Source organism: Gordonia polyisoprenivorans (assembly GCF_017654315.1).
In the GTDB taxonomy this organism is placed as follows: Bacteria; Actinomycetota; Actinomycetes; order Mycobacteriales; family Mycobacteriaceae; genus Gordonia; species Gordonia polyisoprenivorans_A.
The window spans coordinates 4,326,901-4,342,554 of record NZ_CP072203.1 but is presented as its reverse complement, the minus strand read 5'-3'; the positions used below and the strand labels follow the sequence as shown (position 1 = coordinate 4,342,554).

Below are 15,654 nucleotides of genomic sequence, written 5' to 3'. Positions count from 1 at the left end.
AAGGCCACAATCGAACGGTGAAGGGGAGTGGACGTGCGCGCGGTGGTCATGGGTGCCGGGTCGTGGGGGACGGCAACGGCGAAGGTTCTGGTCGATGCGGGAACCGACACCGTGTTGTGGGCCCGGCGGCCCGAGCTCGCCGAGACCATCAATGCCGAGCACACCAACCCCGACTACCTCGCCGGCATCGCCCTGCCTGAGCAACTCCGGGCCTCCACTGATCTCGACGAGGTGTTGCCCGGCGCCGACATCGTCGTGTGCGCCGTGCCGTCGCAGTCGTTGCGCGACAACCTGACCGCGTGGAAGCCGCACCTCGGTTCGGACGCCACACTGGTGTCGCTGGCGAAGGGGATCGAGACGCATTCGTTGATGCGGATGAGTGAGGTGATCGCCGAGGTCGGCGACCTGCCCGAGGATCGGATTGCGGTGCTGACCGGTCCCAACCTCGCGCGGGAGATCGCCGAGGGACAGCCGGCGGCGACGGTGATCGCGTGCCGCGACGAACAGCGCGCACAAGCACTGCAGAGCGCCTTCAACACCGGCTACTTCCGTCCCTACACCAACACCGACGTCGTCGGCTGCGAGATCGGTGGCGCGGTGAAGAACGTGATCGCATTGGCGTGTGGGATGGCCAGCGGTGTCGGGTTCGGACAGAACACCCTGGCGACCATCATCACCCGTGGCCTGGCCGAGACGATCCGGCTCGGTGTCGCCGTCGGCGCGCACATCGAGACCCTCGCCGGTCTGGCCGGTATCGGTGATCTGGTGGCGACGTGCTCATCCCCGTTGTCGCGCAATCGAACCTTCGGTGCGCGACTCGGCGAGGGCGCGACGATGGAACAGGCGCAGGCCGCCACCAACGGACAGGTCGCCGAAGGCGTGAAGTCGTGTACCTCGGTGCGTGCGCTCGCCGAACGGCACGAGGTGTCGATGCCGCTGACCGATGCGGTCCACGGTGTATGCCACTCGGGGATGTCGGTCGCCGACGCGGTGGCGTCGTTGCTCGGCCGCACCACCAAGCCGGAGGTCTACCGGGACTGAGGCGCGACCGGGTCGGTGATCATCCGAAATCCAAAGGCCCGGTAGGCAATACGCGCCCGATGGCCGCCGACACGTCGGTGATCGAGGAGTTGCCGCCGCTGACCGGGACCCACAGCGCGACGTAGGGTCGGTGATCGACACACACGTAGGCCTGCCCGCGGTTCTCGATCGTGTCGGTGATGAACCACTGCACACCGTTGACCGTCTGCAGTCGACTCGACGGGGCGAGTTCACTCGGCCGATCCACGCCACAGCGCACGGTCACCGGGTCGCCGCCGTCGGAACCCTTCCACGTCGCGGTGTCACCGCTGACCTGCTTGGTGCCGAATCCCTCGAACGACTCCGGAAGCGCGGCCATCAGCGGCGCGCAGCGACCGGCGTCGGCGGAGGCGGCCGCCGCATACGAATCGACCGGCGTCTGTGGCTGATCCGACGACTTGAGGGCCGCATACGTGATGAATCCGACGATGACCATGATCGGGATGGTGACGAGCGTGGCGATCAGCGCTGGACTCAGTCGTGGGCCCGAGCCGCCCTCGTATCGGGCGTGATCGGGCTCGCCGGTGGTCTTCTCGCCGGTGGTCGTCTCGGTGGGCTCGGGTTTGTCGGGCCCGGGTGTGTCGGGCTCGTCGCCTGCTGCGTCTTCCGGGCTACTCACACGCCACACCCTAACGGTGTCCGGGCTCGCGCCCCGCGCCTGCCCGTGCCGATCCGTCGGGCCCGTGCTGATCCGTCGGGCCCCGGCCGATCCGTGTCAGTGCGCGGCGGTCACCACCGGGCAGGTGAGGGTTCGGGTGATTCCGTCGACCTTCTGGATCTGCGGGACCACGTCGTTGCGCAGATGTGCGGCATCGGCGGCGTCCACCCGGACGATCACGTCGTACGGTCCGCTGACCTCTTCTGACGCGGCGACCACCGAGATCTCTGCGATGGTCGCCGCGGCCAGCGCCGCTCGTCCGACCTCGGTCTGGATCAGTATGTAAGCCTGAACCACGGCCATCCTCTCCACATATGCCACGTCGCGGGAATCGGGCTGATGACCCCGCAGGCGGTGCCGCGGCGATCGGGCTCACAAGGCCCGAACCACTACACTGCTGGGACACATTGTCGCTGACAACCCCGGAGGTGGCGAGTCGGCACCGCAACGGAGGGGAGTTCCAGGTGGTCACCGAGCCCCTCGGTGGTCGGCCCGACCACGGTGGTGATCAGCACGGTGACGGCGGGCACGGTGCTGACCGGTACGGGGTCGATCGGTCGGCGGTCGACAGGTCCGGAACGCTCGGCGAGGTGGGGGAGCGGGCGATCATCGCGATGTTCACCACAGCCGTCGCACACGGGCCCGAATCGTCTTCCGGCAGCGACATCGTGATCGGATCGGGCGACGACGCGGCCGTTTTCGACGTCGGGCCGACCGTCATCAGCACCGACACCGCGGTGCAGGGGCGTCACTTTCGGCTCGAATGGTCCGGTGCCGCGCAGATCGGTGCGCGCACCGTCGTGCAGAGTGCTGCCGACATCGCGGCGATGGGCGGCCGGACGACCGGAGTGGTTGTGGCACTGGCCTGTCCGCCGCACACCACGGTCGGCTGGCTGGCCGATCTGAACGCCGGCATCGTCGATGCGGCGCACCGGCTCGAGGCGCGGGTGCTCGGCGGTGATCTCGTGGCGGCCGACGAGATCGTGGTGAGCATCACCTCGGTCGGAGCCCTCGACGGACTGGCGCCGGTGACGTTGTCCGGGGCGCGGGCCGGCGATGTGCTCGCGGTCAGCGGTCCGCTGGGATCGGCGGCGGCCGGGCTCGCGGTCGCCTCCCGATCCGGCGTCGCGCCGATGCGCCGGTGGCAGCGCGACAGCGATCCGCGCGCGAGCGTGGTCTCGGCATTCCTGTTGCCGGCGCCGGATCTGTCCCAGGGCGTTCGGGCCGCACGCGCAGGGGCCCATGCCATGACCGACGTCTCCGACGGTCTGGTCGAAGAACTCCGCACCATGGCCACCTCCTCAGGAGTGTCGCTGGCCGTCACCGGAGATGCGGTGCCCAGGTGTGCGGAGGTGGACCAGGTCGCTGCCCTGCTGGGTGCCGACGCGCGGACCTGGGCGCTGACCGGTGGCGAGGACCACGAACTGCTGGCGTCGTTCGCACCCGGCGCGGTGCCGCCGGGGTGGACCGAGATCGGTGAGGTGCGAGAAGGACCGGCCCGCGTCACGATCGACGGCGACGACATCGTCGGGCTCAGCGGGTGGCGCGCATTCGATCGGTGAGGCGGCCGGTGCTCGCCACGGACATATTCGCGGGGTGGCGGACGGCGACGAGTCGGTGCGGTGATTAGATCACCCCCATGGCGATCTACGCGCTCGACGACCGAGAACCGGAACTGGGGGAGGACGTCTACGTCCATCCCGATGCGACCGTCATCGGCGCGGTGACCCTCGCCGACGGCGTCTCGGTGTGGCCCGGAGCGGTGCTGCGCGGTGACTACGGCACGATCACCATTGGTCGCCGCACCAACATCCAGGACGGAACCGTCATCCACTGCACGCCGATCCATCCCACCGTCATCGGTGCGGGCTGCGTCGTCGGCCACAACGCCCACATCGAGGGCTCGACCATCGGTGACGATGTGCTGATCGCCTCGGGTTCGGTGGTGCTCAACGGCTCCACGATCGGAGCGGGTGCGATCGTCGGAGCCGGTGCGGTGGTCCCCTTCGATGCCGAGGTGCCCGCACACCGCATGGTGCTGGGCATCCCCGCGAAAGTGCGTGAGGGATACCAGGTGCCGCCCGGACATCTCGAGATGAACGTCGAGATGTACTTCCAGAACGCCCAGCACTACCGGTCATCGCTACGGAGGCTCGACTGATCATGGCGCCCAAGCCACTTGCCGAACTCCTCGACCCCGGTTGGGCACACGCACTGGAACCGGTGGCCGACGTCATCACCGAGATGGGGCAGTTCCTGCGCGCCGAGAACGAGTCGGGGCGTGGTTACCTGCCCGCCGGACAGAATGTGTTGCGCGCCTTCACCAGTCCTTTCGACGATGTTCGAGTACTCATCGTCGGCCAGGACCCCTATCCCACACCGGGGCATGCGGTGGGTCTGAGTTTCTCGGTGGCGCCGGAGGTTTCGCCGATTCCACGGTCGCTGGCCAACATCTACACCGAGTACTGCGAGGACCTCGGCTACCCGCGCCCGGCCAACGGTGACCTGACGCCGTGGGCACGCAATGGTGTCCTGCTGCTCAACCGCGTATTGACCGTGACGCCCGGAGAACCGGCCTCACACCGCGGAAAGGGTTGGGAGAAGGTCACCGAGTGCGCGATCAAGGCGCTCGTCGACCGGGACGAACCGCTGGTGGCCATTCTGTGGGGGCGTGACGCAGCGGGCCTGCAGCAGTGGATGCCCGACGTCCCGGCCATCGTCTCGGCGCACCCCTCGCCGTTGTCGGCGAGTCGAGGCTTCTTCGGGTCACGGCCCTTCAGCCGCGCCAATGCCGAACTCGAGGACCTCGGCGGCGAGCCGGTCGACTGGCGCCTGCCGTCCTGAGCGTCCGAGCGCCCCAGACCTCGCCGACAGCGCCCTTCGTTTCGCCGACGGCGCCCGATATTTCGCCGACAGCGCCCGGCGCAGTCGGGGATGAGCGCCGTCGGCGTCGGGGAGAGTGCTGTCGGCGGAAATCTGAGCGCTGTCGGCGGGGTGTGGGCCGTCGTCCCGACGCCGGCAACTCAGCGGGAAAAGCGCCGCGCGGCCGGATCGGTACGTTCCTGCCAGCCGACCCGCTCGAGTTCGGGGACCTCCGTGGTGGTTTCGGGATATCCGAGGCACAGGTAGGCGGTGAGTGACCAGGTGTCGGGCACCTCGAGCGTGCGGTGCGCGGCGGCTGCGTCGAGGATCGAGACCCATCCGAGGCCGACGCCGTGTGACCGCGCGGCGAGCCACAGCGCGGTGACGGCGGCCACCGTCGAGTAGTCGAGCGTCTCCGGCATCGTGGCACGCCCGAGACCATGCCCTTGGGGCAGTTCATGATCGGTGAACACCGCGAGGTGGACCGGGGCGTCGTCGAGCCCGGCGAGTTTGAGCCCGGCGTAGAGCCGGGCACGTTCGCCATCGTAGCCGTCCAGTGCGTCGGCGTTGCACCGCGCGAAGTTCTCCCGGATCTGTCCACGGCACCGCGGTGATCGCACCTCGACCCATCGCCACGGCTGCGAGTTGCCCACCGACGGAGACAATTCGGCGCGATGCAGGATCGTGTCGAGCAGGTCCGCATCGATCGGGTCGGTACGGAACCGGCGGACATCACGCCGAAGGGCGAACAATCGATCGAGATCGTCGCGGAAGTCCGGGCCGAACTCGGCGGCGGTGTCAGTTGTTGCGTGCGGCAACGAAATCCGGGCTTCGCTTGGCGATGAAGGCGTCGACTCCCTCGATCCCCTCGGGCTCACCACTGCGCTCGGAGATCGACCGGGCCTCGACGAGAAGATGTTCCGGCAGTGACGTGGTCGCCGACGCGGTGAGTAGACGTCGGGCGGCCGACAGTGCAGCGCGCGACCCGGCGGCGAGGGTCTGCGCCACCGCCTCGGCCTCTTTGGCGATCGCGTCGTCGTCGACGACCCGGGACAGGATGCCGATCGAGAGCGCTTCCTCGGCGCGGATCACGCGGTTGGTGAGGATGATCTCGCGAGCGCGGGCGGCCCCGACCGCCCTCGGCAGGGTCCAGGACATGCCGCCGTCGGGGGTCAGACCGATTCCGCCGTATGCGGGTCGCAGAGCCGTCGATGTTCCGCCGATCGCGATGTCGGCGTGGAGCACGATGCTCAGGCCGGCACCGGCGGCCCACCCCTTCACGGCCGCGACGACGGGGCGGTCGGCACCGGCGAGTGCGAGAACGAAGGCATGGAAGTTGTCGGCGACCTCGCGGAGGTAGGCCGGACGGTCCGGCGCGTCGGCGAAAGCGCGGACATTGCCGCCGGCACAGAAATTGGCGCCGGGACCGGTGAGGAGGATCGCGCCGACCTCGCGCTCGCCGCGGGAGATCTCGTTGAGTGCCGCGGTGGCCTCGCCGAGCGCGGTGTCGTCGAGGGGGTTGCCGGCCGAGGGGCTCGAGACGGCAATGGTCAGGACGGCGCCGTCCTGGGTCACGGGAGAGGGGCCTGTGGCGTCGGGGGTGGCAGTCATGTCCGTCACCTTAGCCGGGACACGAAAAAGACCCGACCCCGGCCCGAGCGTTCGCTCGGTGGGTCGGGTCTGCTCGCCGACGGTCGCAGGTCGTACGACCCGAATGTCGGTCAGACCAGGGAGGTCTTGCCGGCCTTCAGGCAGGAGGTGCAGACGTTCTTGCGCTTCCGGTTACCCGGGGCGACCTCGACGCGGACCGACTGAATATTCGGATTCCACCGGCGGTTGGTGCGGCGGTGCGAGTGCGAAACGGACTTGCCGAAGCCCGGACCCTTGCCGCAGACGTCACAGACGGCAGCCATAACGAACTCCTCGGGGGTGAGTGGTGTGTGGTTCTCGGTCAGCCCGCCGTCAAAAGCTCCGAACGGGCGCGACGACAGCGCGCGCCATATACCGGAGCCACGGTGGCGGCAAGGCAACCGTGTAAGGATAGCGGGCCCGGCCGTCGCCGACCAAATCCGTGCCGGACTCCCATGGCGGCGATGTAGGGAGTCCCGGCCCTGCGGAGTCCCGTCCGACACCGTCGGTCCTCGCGAGTAACCTCGACCACAGTTGTCGGCGACGCCGGCAGCTGCGGTGATTCGGTGCTCGCGCGGGTCGAGGACGCGCGTTGTCGGTGGGAGGTGGTCGTGGCGGCGTTCGATGGTGGCATGACCGATGGTGTGGGCGGCGAGGGGGCTGCAGCGCACGGGAGCATGGCGCACGGGGGTACTACACAGACGATGAGCCCGGCGCTGCTGCGTGACTGGGCTGCGGCGAGCGCCGACGGGCTCGAGGCGGCGCGCGGAGAGATCAACGACCTCAACGTCTTCCCCATCCCGGATTCCGACACCGGCAGCAACATGGCTTACACGATGCGCGCCGCCGCCGATGCCGCCGCGGCCCTGCCCCACGATGCCGACATCGCAGCGGTGGCCCGCGCACTCGCCGACGCCGCGGTGGCCGCCGCGCGGGGCAATTCCGGAATCATCCTCTCGCAGGTCCTCGTCGGGGTGGCCGACGCCGTCGAGGTCGCGGCCCCTGGGGAGTTGTCGCTGTCTTATCTCGCGAGCGCGGGCCTGCGTCTGGCCGGGCTCGCCGCCCGCCGCGCGGTCAGCGAGCCGCGCGAGGGGACGGTCCTGACCGTCATTTCGGTGGCCGCGACGACTGCGGCCGCCCACGCCGACGACCTGCCGGGCGATCTCGTGCGTGCGGTGGCCGACCGCGCCGCCGAAGCTCTCGACCGCACCACCGATCAATTGCCCGAGCTGGCCTCCGCCGGGGTGGTCGACGCGGGCGCGCGCGGATTCCTGGTGTTGCTCGATTCGCTGGTCGCGGTGATCACCGGGGTGTCGGCACGGCGACGACGCTACCGGGGTTCGCTGATGGGCGGTGGACGTCCGGGCCATCCCGACGATGCGACGTGTTCGGGGTCCTCGGAGATGGATTTCGAGGTGATGTACCTGCTCGACGGCGCCGCGGGCGAACACATCGGTGCCCTGCGCGACGAACTCGACCGCATCGGCGACGCCGTCGTCATCGTCGGCGACAGCTCCAGCGGCGACGGCGAGCGGTTCTCGGTGCACGTCCACACGTGCGAGCCGGGCAAGGCGGTGCAGGCAGGTCTGGCCGCGGGGCAGATGTCGGACATCCGGATCAGCTGCTTCGCCCTCGACGCGATCCGGTCTCAGGTCGACTCCGCCGAACCGCCGCCCCGATACAAGCGGGCCATCGTCGCGGTGGTCAAGGGGGAGGGAGCCGCCGCCCTGTTCGCCGACGCGGGCGCCGCGGTGGTGCGCGCCGACGACGGGGTGAGCACCGACGCGCTGGCGCAGGCGATCCGCGACACCGATGCCGCGCACGTCATCGTCATGGCCAATGGTGCGATGACCAGCCAGGATCTCGTCTCCGTCGCCGCCGTCGTCCGATCGCAGCAGCGGTCGGTGGTGTCACTGCCGACGCTGTCGATGGCCCAGTGCCTGGCCGCGTTGGCAGTGCACGATCCGGGTGAGTCCGCCGACGCCGATGCCTACGCGATGGCCGAGGCCGCGGCCGGTGCCCGATGGGGGTCGCTGCGCCTCGCCGAGGGCCGCATGATGACCCTGGCCGGCACCTGCGAGATCGGCGACATTCTCGGCCTCATCGGTTCCGACGTGCTCGTGATCGCCCCGGATCAGACCGAGGCCGCGACCGCACTTCTCGACCTGATGCTGGCCACCGGTGGCGAGATGGTGACGGTGCTCGCGGGTTCGGAGGTCGACGACGCCGCACTGGACAGGCTGGCCGAGCATGTGCGGCGCAACTATGCGGGTATCGAGTTGAGCGTGTACGCCACCGGTCAGGGCGACGACCTGATCCAGGTCGGGATCGAGTAGTGGCGGCCAGGCGCACCTCGACCGGTCGGTCCGGACGTACCCCGGCGGCGACGGACGACGCCGTCACGGTTCCGTCGGTGACCCCCGCGACGGTCACGCTGTCCGACGAGTTGACCGGTGTCCTCGGCCCGGAAACGGCCGCGGGTCTGGCGAGCTTGGGGATCTCGACCGTCGGCGAACTACTCCGTCATGCGCCGCGCCGTTACGTGCGACGCGGCCAGCCATCAGCCTCCGAGGAACTCGAGGAGGGGGAGTGGGTCAGCATCGTCGGCCGGGTCACCAAGGCGAACATGGCGAATATGAAGTCGCGTCCGGGGAAAATCCTGCGGCTGGCGGTGATGGACGAAAAGCGAAGCTTTGAGGTGAGTTTCTTCAATCCCTACAGCGTCGCGCGCGCGCTCACCATCGGCACCCGGGTAATGCTGGCGGGGACGGTCAAGTTCTTCCAGGGCCGCCCGCAACTGACGCATCCGCAGTGGCTGGCGCTGCCCGAGGACGGTGACGACGCGGAGAAGGTCATCGGCAGCCCGATGATGGCGGAGATGTTCGAGATAGAACGCGCCGCAAGCGAATCCGATCCCTCGGCGCCCAATCCGATGCTTGCACTGTTTGATCGGTCGATCATTCCGATGTATCCGGCGACGAGTACCTGTCAGACATGGGAGATCTGGAGCGCCATCCGGCGTGTCCTCGACCTCGTCGGGCCCCTGCCCGACGCCCTCGACGACGCGCAACGTCGCGAACGGTCGCTGATCCGTACCGATAACGCGGTGCGTTCGGTCCATTTGCCCGAGGCCGACGGCGAGATCCGCCCAGCCCGTGAACGCATGAAATTCGATGAGGCACTGGCGATCCAGCTGGTTCTCGCGCAGCGGCGGCTCGCCGGTCGCACCGACAGCGCCCCGATCTGCCCGCGCGTGCCGGGGGGCCTCGAAGATCAACTGCTCGCCCGGTTGCCGTTCACACTGACGACCGGACAGCAGGCTGTCGGCGAGGAGATCGGCACCGACCTCGGTCGCGGAGAGCCGATGAGCCGGCTCCTGCAGGGCGAGGTCGGCTCGGGCAAGACGTTGGTGGCGTTGCTCGCGATGCTGCGCGTCGTGGACAACGGCCACCAGTGCGCACTGCTCGCGCCCACCGAAGTGCTTGCCGCCCAGCACTATCGAACGATCTCGGCGATGCTCGGCGATCTGGCCTCGGCCGGGCGGCTCGGCGCCGCAGACGGTGCCACCCAACTCGCACTGATGACCGGATCGATGAAGACCAAGGACAAGCGCGAAACCCTCCTCGACGTCGTCACCGGGCAGGTGGGCATCGTGATCGGCACCCACGCCCTGCTCGAGGAGAACGTCAGCTTCTTCGATCTGGGCATGTTCGTCGTCGACGAGCAGCACCGGTTCGGTGTCGAGCAGCGCGACACCCTCCGCGGACGTGGCCGCGACGGCGTCGCACCGCACGTGCTGGTCATGACGGCAACACCGATCCCGCGCACCGTCGCGATGACCGCCTTCGGTGATCTCGACACCTCGGTACTCACCGAATTGCCCGCCGGTCGTCAACCGATCACCACCAACGTCGTGCCCATGGGTAAGCAACGGTGGGTCGAACGGGCCTGGGAGCGCGTCGACGAGGAGGTTGCCGCGCATCGTCAGGTCTACGTGGTGTGCTCACGCATCGGCGACGATCCCGATGCGCCGGCGCCGAAGAAGGCAGCGCCGAAGAAGTCGACAGCGCGCAAGGGCCGCAAGCCCGCACGCGCTGCCGACGCCGACGGTGACGGGCCCGAGGAGGAGACCGTCGCGGTGATCGATCAGTTCCACGAACTGCTCGCGGGTCCGCTCGGTGGGCATCGGATCGCGATGCTGCACGGACGGATGCCGGCAGACGAGAAGGCCGAGACGATGGATGCGTTCGGCCGGGGTGAGATCGACATCCTGGTGTCGACGACGGTCATCGAGGTCGGCGTCGACGTGAAGAACGCGACGACGATGGTGATCGTCGACGCCGAACGCTTCGGGGTCAGTCAGCTGCATCAGTTGCGCGGACGTGTGGGCCGCGGTGGCCTACCCGGCCTGTGCCTGTTGATGACCAGGGTGTCGCCGGGTTCGAAGTCGATGGAACGACTCGGGGCGGTCGCTGCGTCCAATGATGGATTCGAGCTCGCCCAGATCGATCTCCAACAGCGAAGGGAGGGTGATGTCCTCGGTTCGCTGCAGTCCGGCGGCAAGACGTCACTGCACTTCCTGTCGCTACTCGACGATGCCGAGATCATCGCCGACGCACGGGATTTCGCGCAAGAGATCATCGCTGCGGACCGGACACTGGCCGACCACCCTGCGATGGGTGCTCTGGTGGACGCGATCCTGGTACCGGACAAGATCGCTTACCTGGAAAAGTCGTAACGGACGGGCCGGTCGGCTCCTCGCACCTGCAGCGGTCACCTGGCCGCTGCGCCGCTGGGTACTCCTTCTCGTAGTGGTGGCCACCGCGGTGGGCGTCGCGGTGACCGTACATCTGGACCGACCGTCGCCCGATGAGGCCGTGCACGCCGATGCCCGCCGTGCCCTGCACTCGCTGGCCGCGATGACGGTGGTGGCGCACCGACCCGATCGCGACGACTATCAACGATCGGCGTTCGGTGCGGCATGGACCGACGCGGTCTCGGTCACCGGCGGACACAACGGCTGCGACACCCGAAACGACATCCTGGCGCGTGATCTGTCCGACGTCACCGTCGGGCCCATACGCAGTTGTCCGAGGGCCGTGCTGACCGGCGAGTTCCGCAGCCCCTACACCGGTGCGACCGTGGTCTTCCGCCGGGACCGCTCCGCACTTTCCGTACAGATCGATCACATTGTGCCGCTGTCGCTTTCGTGGGACCTGGGTGCGTGGTCATGGCCGGCGCAGCGTCGCGTCGAGTTCGCCAACGACCCCGCCAACCTGGTCGCGGTCGATGCCGCATCCAATCAGGCCAAGAGTGACGGCGAACCCGCCGTGTGGATGCCGCCGCTGCGGGCATTCCACTGCCGGTATGCGATCGCGTTCGTCGCGGTCGCCGACACCTACCGGCTGGCCGTCGATGCGGCCAGCCGGCGGGTGCTCACCGAGGTACTCGATTCCTGTTGAAGACCTATCCTGTTGGGCGGTCCGGGAGTTCGATTCCGCAGCAGGCTCAGCTCGGGGGCATCAGCACCGAATCGACCAGGTAGACGGTCGCATTCGCGGTCTTGATGCCACCGCAGACGACCGAGGTGTTGTCGTTGACCTTGATGTCGTTGCCCGACCCGGTGACCGTCACCGTGCCACCCTCGAGCGACTTGTGCTGGCCATCGATGTCGGCCGGCGGAATCTGGCCGGACACAACGTGATAGGTGAGAATCTTGGTCAGCAACGCCGAGTCGGTCTTGAGCTGATCCACGGTGGCCGCGGGGAGTTTGGCGAAGGCGGCATCGGTCGGCGCGAACACCGTGTACTGGCCGTTGTTCAGCGTGTCCACCAGGTTGACCTGCGGATTGAGCTTGCCGGAGATGGCCTGGGTCAGTGTCTTCAGTTCGGGGTTGGCTGCCGCCGCGGTGGCCAACGGCGCCATGGCCATCCCGTTCACCGAGGCCGGACCACTCGGGTTGGCCTGTGCGTAGGCGGCGCAACCGCTTCCGACGAGATCGGCGGCGGGCGCTGCGCTTTCGCTCATGCTGGTCATGCCGCTCATCCCGGACATGCTGCTCGTCGCGGTCGACGCCGACGAGCTGGAGTCGTCACTACTGGAACATCCGGTCACCAGGCCGGCTGCGAGTACGAAACCCGATGCGGCCAGGGTGATTCGGGTTGCTGCGGTGCTACGCATTTTCTTCCTCACTGTGGACGGAATGAGCCTGCCCGAGTGGGCGTGCTCACACAGTCATTCGCACCCCCCGGCGTCGCGGATGGGTCACGCGCCGAGAAACTTTCCGGTGCGTCGCGTGGTGCGTTCCGGGCGGTGCGTTCAGATGCGTTGAGACGCGGACCCATCCGGTGGGTGACACCGTGCGAACCCTCCGACGACGCGGCCGGCTGATCGGTCGGCGCGCGAACTCGGCGAGAGGTCCATCATGCATCGAACCGCAGGACGATACCTACGGGCGATGACGGTGGGAGTGCTGTCGGTCGGGGTGGGTCTCGGTGCCGGTGAACTCATCGCAGCTCTGGCCGTTGCGCCCGCATCGCCGGTGGGTGTGGTGGGCGCGCAACTCATCGACCACACACCGTCGGCGATCCGCGAGTGGGCCATCGACACTTTCGGCACCTCCGACAAGACCGCGCTGCTGAGCGGAATCGCGGTGGCCGTCGTCATACTCTCGGCGATCGCCGGGGTTCTGCAGGTGCGCAGACCGCCGTCGGGCGCAGCGGTGATCGGCGCCTTCGGCCTCGTGGGCGCCGTGTGTGCGGTGACCCGACCGACCGGCACCGCGCTCTATGCGGTGCCGTCGTTGTGCGCAGGCGTGATCGGCATTGTCGTGCTCGTCGTCCTGTGTCGGCGTGCGATCGGCAACCGTGGCCAGCCAGAACCCGAGCCCCCCGAACCCGAGCACCCGGTCCCCGACGACGCTCGACCTGTCGCAACCGTCGGGTGGTCGCGCCGTCGCTTCGTCGTGGTGTCGGGTGGGATCGCCGTGTTGATCGCCGCATCCGGCTATGCCGCCCGCTGGATCGCCGCGACCGGCGGCGCGGTCGCCGAACGCATGGGACTGCGCCTGCCCGCGGTTCGTGAGGGCGCACCGCCCATCGCGGCCTCGATGAACCTGGACGTCTCCGGTGCCACCCCGTTTCTGACATCCGCGGCGGACTTCTACCGCATCGACACCGCGCTCGCGGTTCCGCAACTGACGACTCAGGAGTGGCGATTGCGCATCCACGGCATGGTGGCCCGTGAACTCGTCCTCGACTGGGACGATCTGATGGCGATGCCCGCGCGTGAACGCGTCATCACGTTGACGTGCGTGTCGAACGAGGTGGGCGGCGACCTCGCGGGCAACGCCCGATGGCTCGGCTATCCGATGGCCGACATCCTGGCGCGGGTCGGGGTGGAGGCCGACGCGGACATGCTGTTGTCGACGAGCGTCGACGGGTGGACCTCGGGCACACCGCTGTCGGCGATCACCGACGGCCGCGACGCGATGCTGGTGATCGGGATGAACGGGTCGCCGCTGCCGCTCGAGCACGGATACCCGGTACGCCAGGTGATCCCCGGCCTGTACGGGTTCGTGTCCGCGTGCAAATGGGTGATCGATTGGGAGATCACCCGATTCGACCGCGCGCAGTCGTACTGGACCAAGCGCGGCTGGGCCGAGAAGGCGCCGATCAAGACGGCGTCGCGCATCGACCGGCCGGCACCCTTCGCCTCGCTGCCGAGGGGTCCGGTGGTGGTCGCCGGAACCGCCTGGGCCCAACATCGTGGCGTGCGTTCGGTGCAGGTCCGCGTCGACGACGGGCCGTGGCAGGAGGCGACGCTCACCCAGGAGTACTCGATCGACACCTGGCGACAATGGACCTGGACCTGGGATGCCCAACCAGGGCAGCACACGCTCTACTGCCGGGCCACCGACGCCACCGGCGCGACCCAGCCGGACACCCGCGTACCGCCCATTCCCGACGGCGCGACGGGCTGGCACAGCCGGGTGATGACCGTGCAGAGCTGAGGTGTCGTCGGCAGGTGAGCCCGACGCGGGAAGCCGTCGGTGGCCGGACGTACTCTGGTGATCGTCATAGACGCCGATCGTCACCGCCGCACAGGCGACGAGGGAACACGCACCGCCGCACACCTACCGGGAGAATTCATGAGCGCACCCGCCGTCAGTCCCACCGACAGCGGTGTCGAGCAGACCGTCACCGAGTTGGCCACGGCCGCCAAGAACGCATCCCGCGCTCTCGGCCGGCTGACCACCGCAGCCAAGAACGAGGTGCTCACCGCCGCGGCCGAGCAGATCGAGGCCGCGACCGAGTCGATCATCGCCGCCAACGCCGAGGATCTCGCCCGCGCCGAGGAGTCGGGGATCGAGGCCAGCCTGCTCGACCGGTTGCGGCTGACCCCCGAGCGGGTGGCCGGGATCGCCGCAGGGCTGCGTCAGGTGGCCGCACTGCCCGACCCGATCGGGGAGATCGTCGCGGGCAAGACACTGCCCAACGGACTGCGACTGCGTCAGGAACGTGTCCCGCTCGGGGTGGTCGGCATCGTCTACGAGGCGCGGCCCAACGTCACCGTCGATGCCTTCGGGATCGCCTTCAAGTCCGGCAACGCGGTGCTGCTGCGCGGCTCGTCGTCGGCGGCGGCATCGAACGCCGAACTGGTCCGAATCCTGCGGGACACCTTGCGCGCCAACGGGGTCACCGCCGATGCGGTGGCGTTGCTGCCCAGTGAGGACCGGGCCAGCGTGACCGCGCTCATCCGGGCGCGGGGACTGGTCGACGTGGTGATCCCGCGCGGCGGAGCGGGGTTGATCAACGCCGTCGTCGCCAACGCCACCGTGCCGACCATCGAGACCGGTACCGGCAACTGTCACGTCTACGTGCACGCACTCGCCGACGTCGACGTCGCCACCCGCATCGTGCTCAACGCCAAGACCCGGCGGCCCAGCGTGTGCAACGCCGCCGAGACGGTGCTCATCGACAAGGCGATCGCCGCCGAGGCGATGCCCAAGATCAGCCAGGCCCTCCGGTCGCAGGGAGTCGTCATCCACGGCGACGAGGCCGACATGGAACCCGCCAATGACGCCGACTGGGCCGACGAGTACCTCTCGCTCGACATCGCGATGAAGATCGTCGACGACCTCGACGCGGCCGTCACCCACATCGACACCTACGGCACCGGACACACCGAGGCCATCATCACCACCGATTTGGCTGCGGCGCAGGAGTTCACCGACCGGGTCGACGCCGCCGCGGTGATGGTGAACGCCTCCACCGCATTCACCGACGGTGAACAGTTCGGATTCGGCGCCGAGATCGGGATCTCGACGCAGAAACTGCATGCGCGCGGTCCGATGGGTCTGCCCGAGCTGACCTCCACCAAGTGGGTCGTCTGGGGCGACGGCCACATCCGCCAGGCGTGAGAGG

Annotated in this window: 15 protein-coding genes; 9 read left to right on the top strand and 6 right to left on the bottom strand. The window is 68.6% G+C overall.

Annotation, left to right across the window (positions count from 1 at the left end):
• Window positions 1–33: 33 nt before the first annotated feature.
• Window positions 34–1,041, top strand: a complete 1,008-nt coding sequence (locus J6U32_RS19600) for an NAD(P)H-dependent glycerol-3-phosphate dehydrogenase (protein WP_208791775.1) — start codon at window positions 34–36, stop codon at window positions 1,039–1,041.
• A 19-nt stretch (window positions 1,042–1,060) separates the two neighbouring features.
• Here J6U32_RS19600 and J6U32_RS19595 read toward each other — a convergent pair whose 3' ends face one another.
• Together J6U32_RS19595 and J6U32_RS19590 are read right to left on the bottom strand one after the other, a co-directional pair.
• Window positions 1,061–1,699 (bottom strand): DUF3515 domain-containing protein, encoded by a 639-nt coding sequence (locus J6U32_RS19595; protein ID WP_208791774.1) that lies wholly within the window; start codon window positions 1,697–1,699, stop codon window positions 1,061–1,063.
• A 96-nt stretch (window positions 1,700–1,795) separates the two neighbouring features.
• Window positions 1,796–2,041, bottom strand: a complete 246-nt coding sequence (locus J6U32_RS19590; RefSeq protein ID WP_208791773.1) for an Lrp/AsnC ligand binding domain-containing protein — start codon at window positions 2,039–2,041, stop codon at window positions 1,796–1,798.
• Window positions 2,042–2,202: 161 nt separating this feature from the next.
• On the opposite strand from J6U32_RS19590, the gene thiL reads away from it, so the two are divergent.
• The 3 genes from thiL to J6U32_RS19575 all read left to right on the top strand — a co-directional run bounded on the left by thiL (window position 2,203) and on the right by J6U32_RS19575 (window position 4,582).
• Window positions 2,203–3,300, top strand: coding sequence for a thiamine-phosphate kinase (thiL, locus tag J6U32_RS19585; protein WP_208791772.1), 1,098 nt, complete (start codon window positions 2,203–2,205; stop codon window positions 3,298–3,300).
• A gap of 77 nt (window positions 3,301–3,377) precedes the next feature.
• On the top strand, window positions 3,378–3,899 hold the full coding sequence (locus J6U32_RS19580; RefSeq protein ID WP_208791771.1) for a gamma carbonic anhydrase family protein: 522 nt from the start codon (window positions 3,378–3,380) through the stop codon (window positions 3,897–3,899).
• Window positions 3,900–3,901: 2 nt separating this feature from the next.
• A complete protein-coding gene (locus J6U32_RS19575) occupies window positions 3,902–4,582 on the top strand; it encodes a uracil-DNA glycosylase (RefSeq protein ID WP_006370593.1) in 681 nt (226 codons plus the stop codon).
• A gap of 179 nt (window positions 4,583–4,761) precedes the next feature.
• On the opposite strand, the gene bluB is transcribed toward J6U32_RS19575, so the two are convergent.
• The 3 genes from bluB to rpmB form a co-directional block, all read right to left on the bottom strand.
• On the bottom strand, window positions 4,762–5,418 hold the full coding sequence (gene bluB, locus J6U32_RS19570) for a 5,6-dimethylbenzimidazole synthase (RefSeq protein WP_208791770.1): 657 nt from the start codon (window positions 5,416–5,418) through the stop codon (window positions 4,762–4,764).
• Window positions 5,399–6,211 carry an enoyl-CoA hydratase/isomerase family protein gene (locus J6U32_RS19565; RefSeq protein ID WP_208791769.1) on the bottom strand — a complete coding sequence of 271 codons (813 nt, stop codon included), beginning with the start codon at window positions 6,209–6,211 and terminating at the stop codon, window positions 5,399–5,401. The genes bluB and J6U32_RS19565 overlap by 20 nt, the downstream gene beginning before the upstream one ends.
• Window positions 6,212–6,321: 110 nt before the next feature.
• On the bottom strand, window positions 6,322–6,513 hold the full coding sequence (gene rpmB, locus J6U32_RS19560) for a 50S ribosomal protein L28 (protein ID WP_006370596.1): 192 nt from the start codon (window positions 6,511–6,513) through the stop codon (window positions 6,322–6,324).
• 420 nt (window positions 6,514–6,933) lie between these two features.
• Here rpmB and J6U32_RS19555 point away from each other — a divergent pair, with 420 nt between their 5' ends.
• The 3 genes from J6U32_RS19555 (at window position 6,934) to J6U32_RS19545 (ending at window position 11,691) form a co-directional block, all read left to right on the top strand.
• Complete coding sequence (locus J6U32_RS19555; RefSeq protein WP_208791768.1) at window positions 6,934–8,565, top strand: DAK2 domain-containing protein; 1,632 nt, start codon at window positions 6,934–6,936, stop codon at window positions 8,563–8,565.
• Complete coding sequence (gene recG, locus J6U32_RS19550; RefSeq protein ID WP_208791767.1) at window positions 8,565–10,967, top strand: ATP-dependent DNA helicase RecG; 2,403 nt, start codon at window positions 8,565–8,567, stop codon at window positions 10,965–10,967. The genes J6U32_RS19555 and recG overlap by 1 nt, the downstream gene beginning before the upstream one ends.
• Window positions 10,968–11,043: 76 nt before the next feature.
• Complete coding sequence (locus J6U32_RS19545) at window positions 11,044–11,691, top strand: HNH endonuclease family protein (protein WP_425324076.1); 648 nt, start codon at window positions 11,044–11,046, stop codon at window positions 11,689–11,691.
• 46 nt (window positions 11,692–11,737) lie between these two features.
• On the opposite strand, the gene J6U32_RS19540 is transcribed toward J6U32_RS19545, so the two are convergent.
• The gene (locus J6U32_RS19540; RefSeq protein ID WP_208791766.1) at window positions 11,738–12,409 is read right to left on the bottom strand and encodes a fasciclin domain-containing protein; all 672 of its coding nucleotides are present in this window, start codon (window positions 12,407–12,409) and stop codon (window positions 11,738–11,740) included.
• Between the two features lie 244 nt (window positions 12,410–12,653).
• Here J6U32_RS19540 and J6U32_RS19535 point away from each other — a divergent pair, with 244 nt between their 5' ends.
• Entirely contained in the window at window positions 12,654–14,240 is a 1,587-nt protein-coding gene (locus J6U32_RS19535) for a molybdopterin-dependent oxidoreductase (RefSeq protein ID WP_208791765.1), read from the top strand.
• Between the two features lie 138 nt (window positions 14,241–14,378).
• Window positions 14,379–15,650 carry a glutamate-5-semialdehyde dehydrogenase gene (locus tag J6U32_RS19530; RefSeq protein WP_208791764.1) on the top strand — a complete coding sequence of 424 codons (1,272 nt, stop codon included), beginning with the start codon at window positions 14,379–14,381 and terminating at the stop codon, window positions 15,648–15,650.
• Window positions 15,651–15,654: the final 4 nt, after the last annotated feature.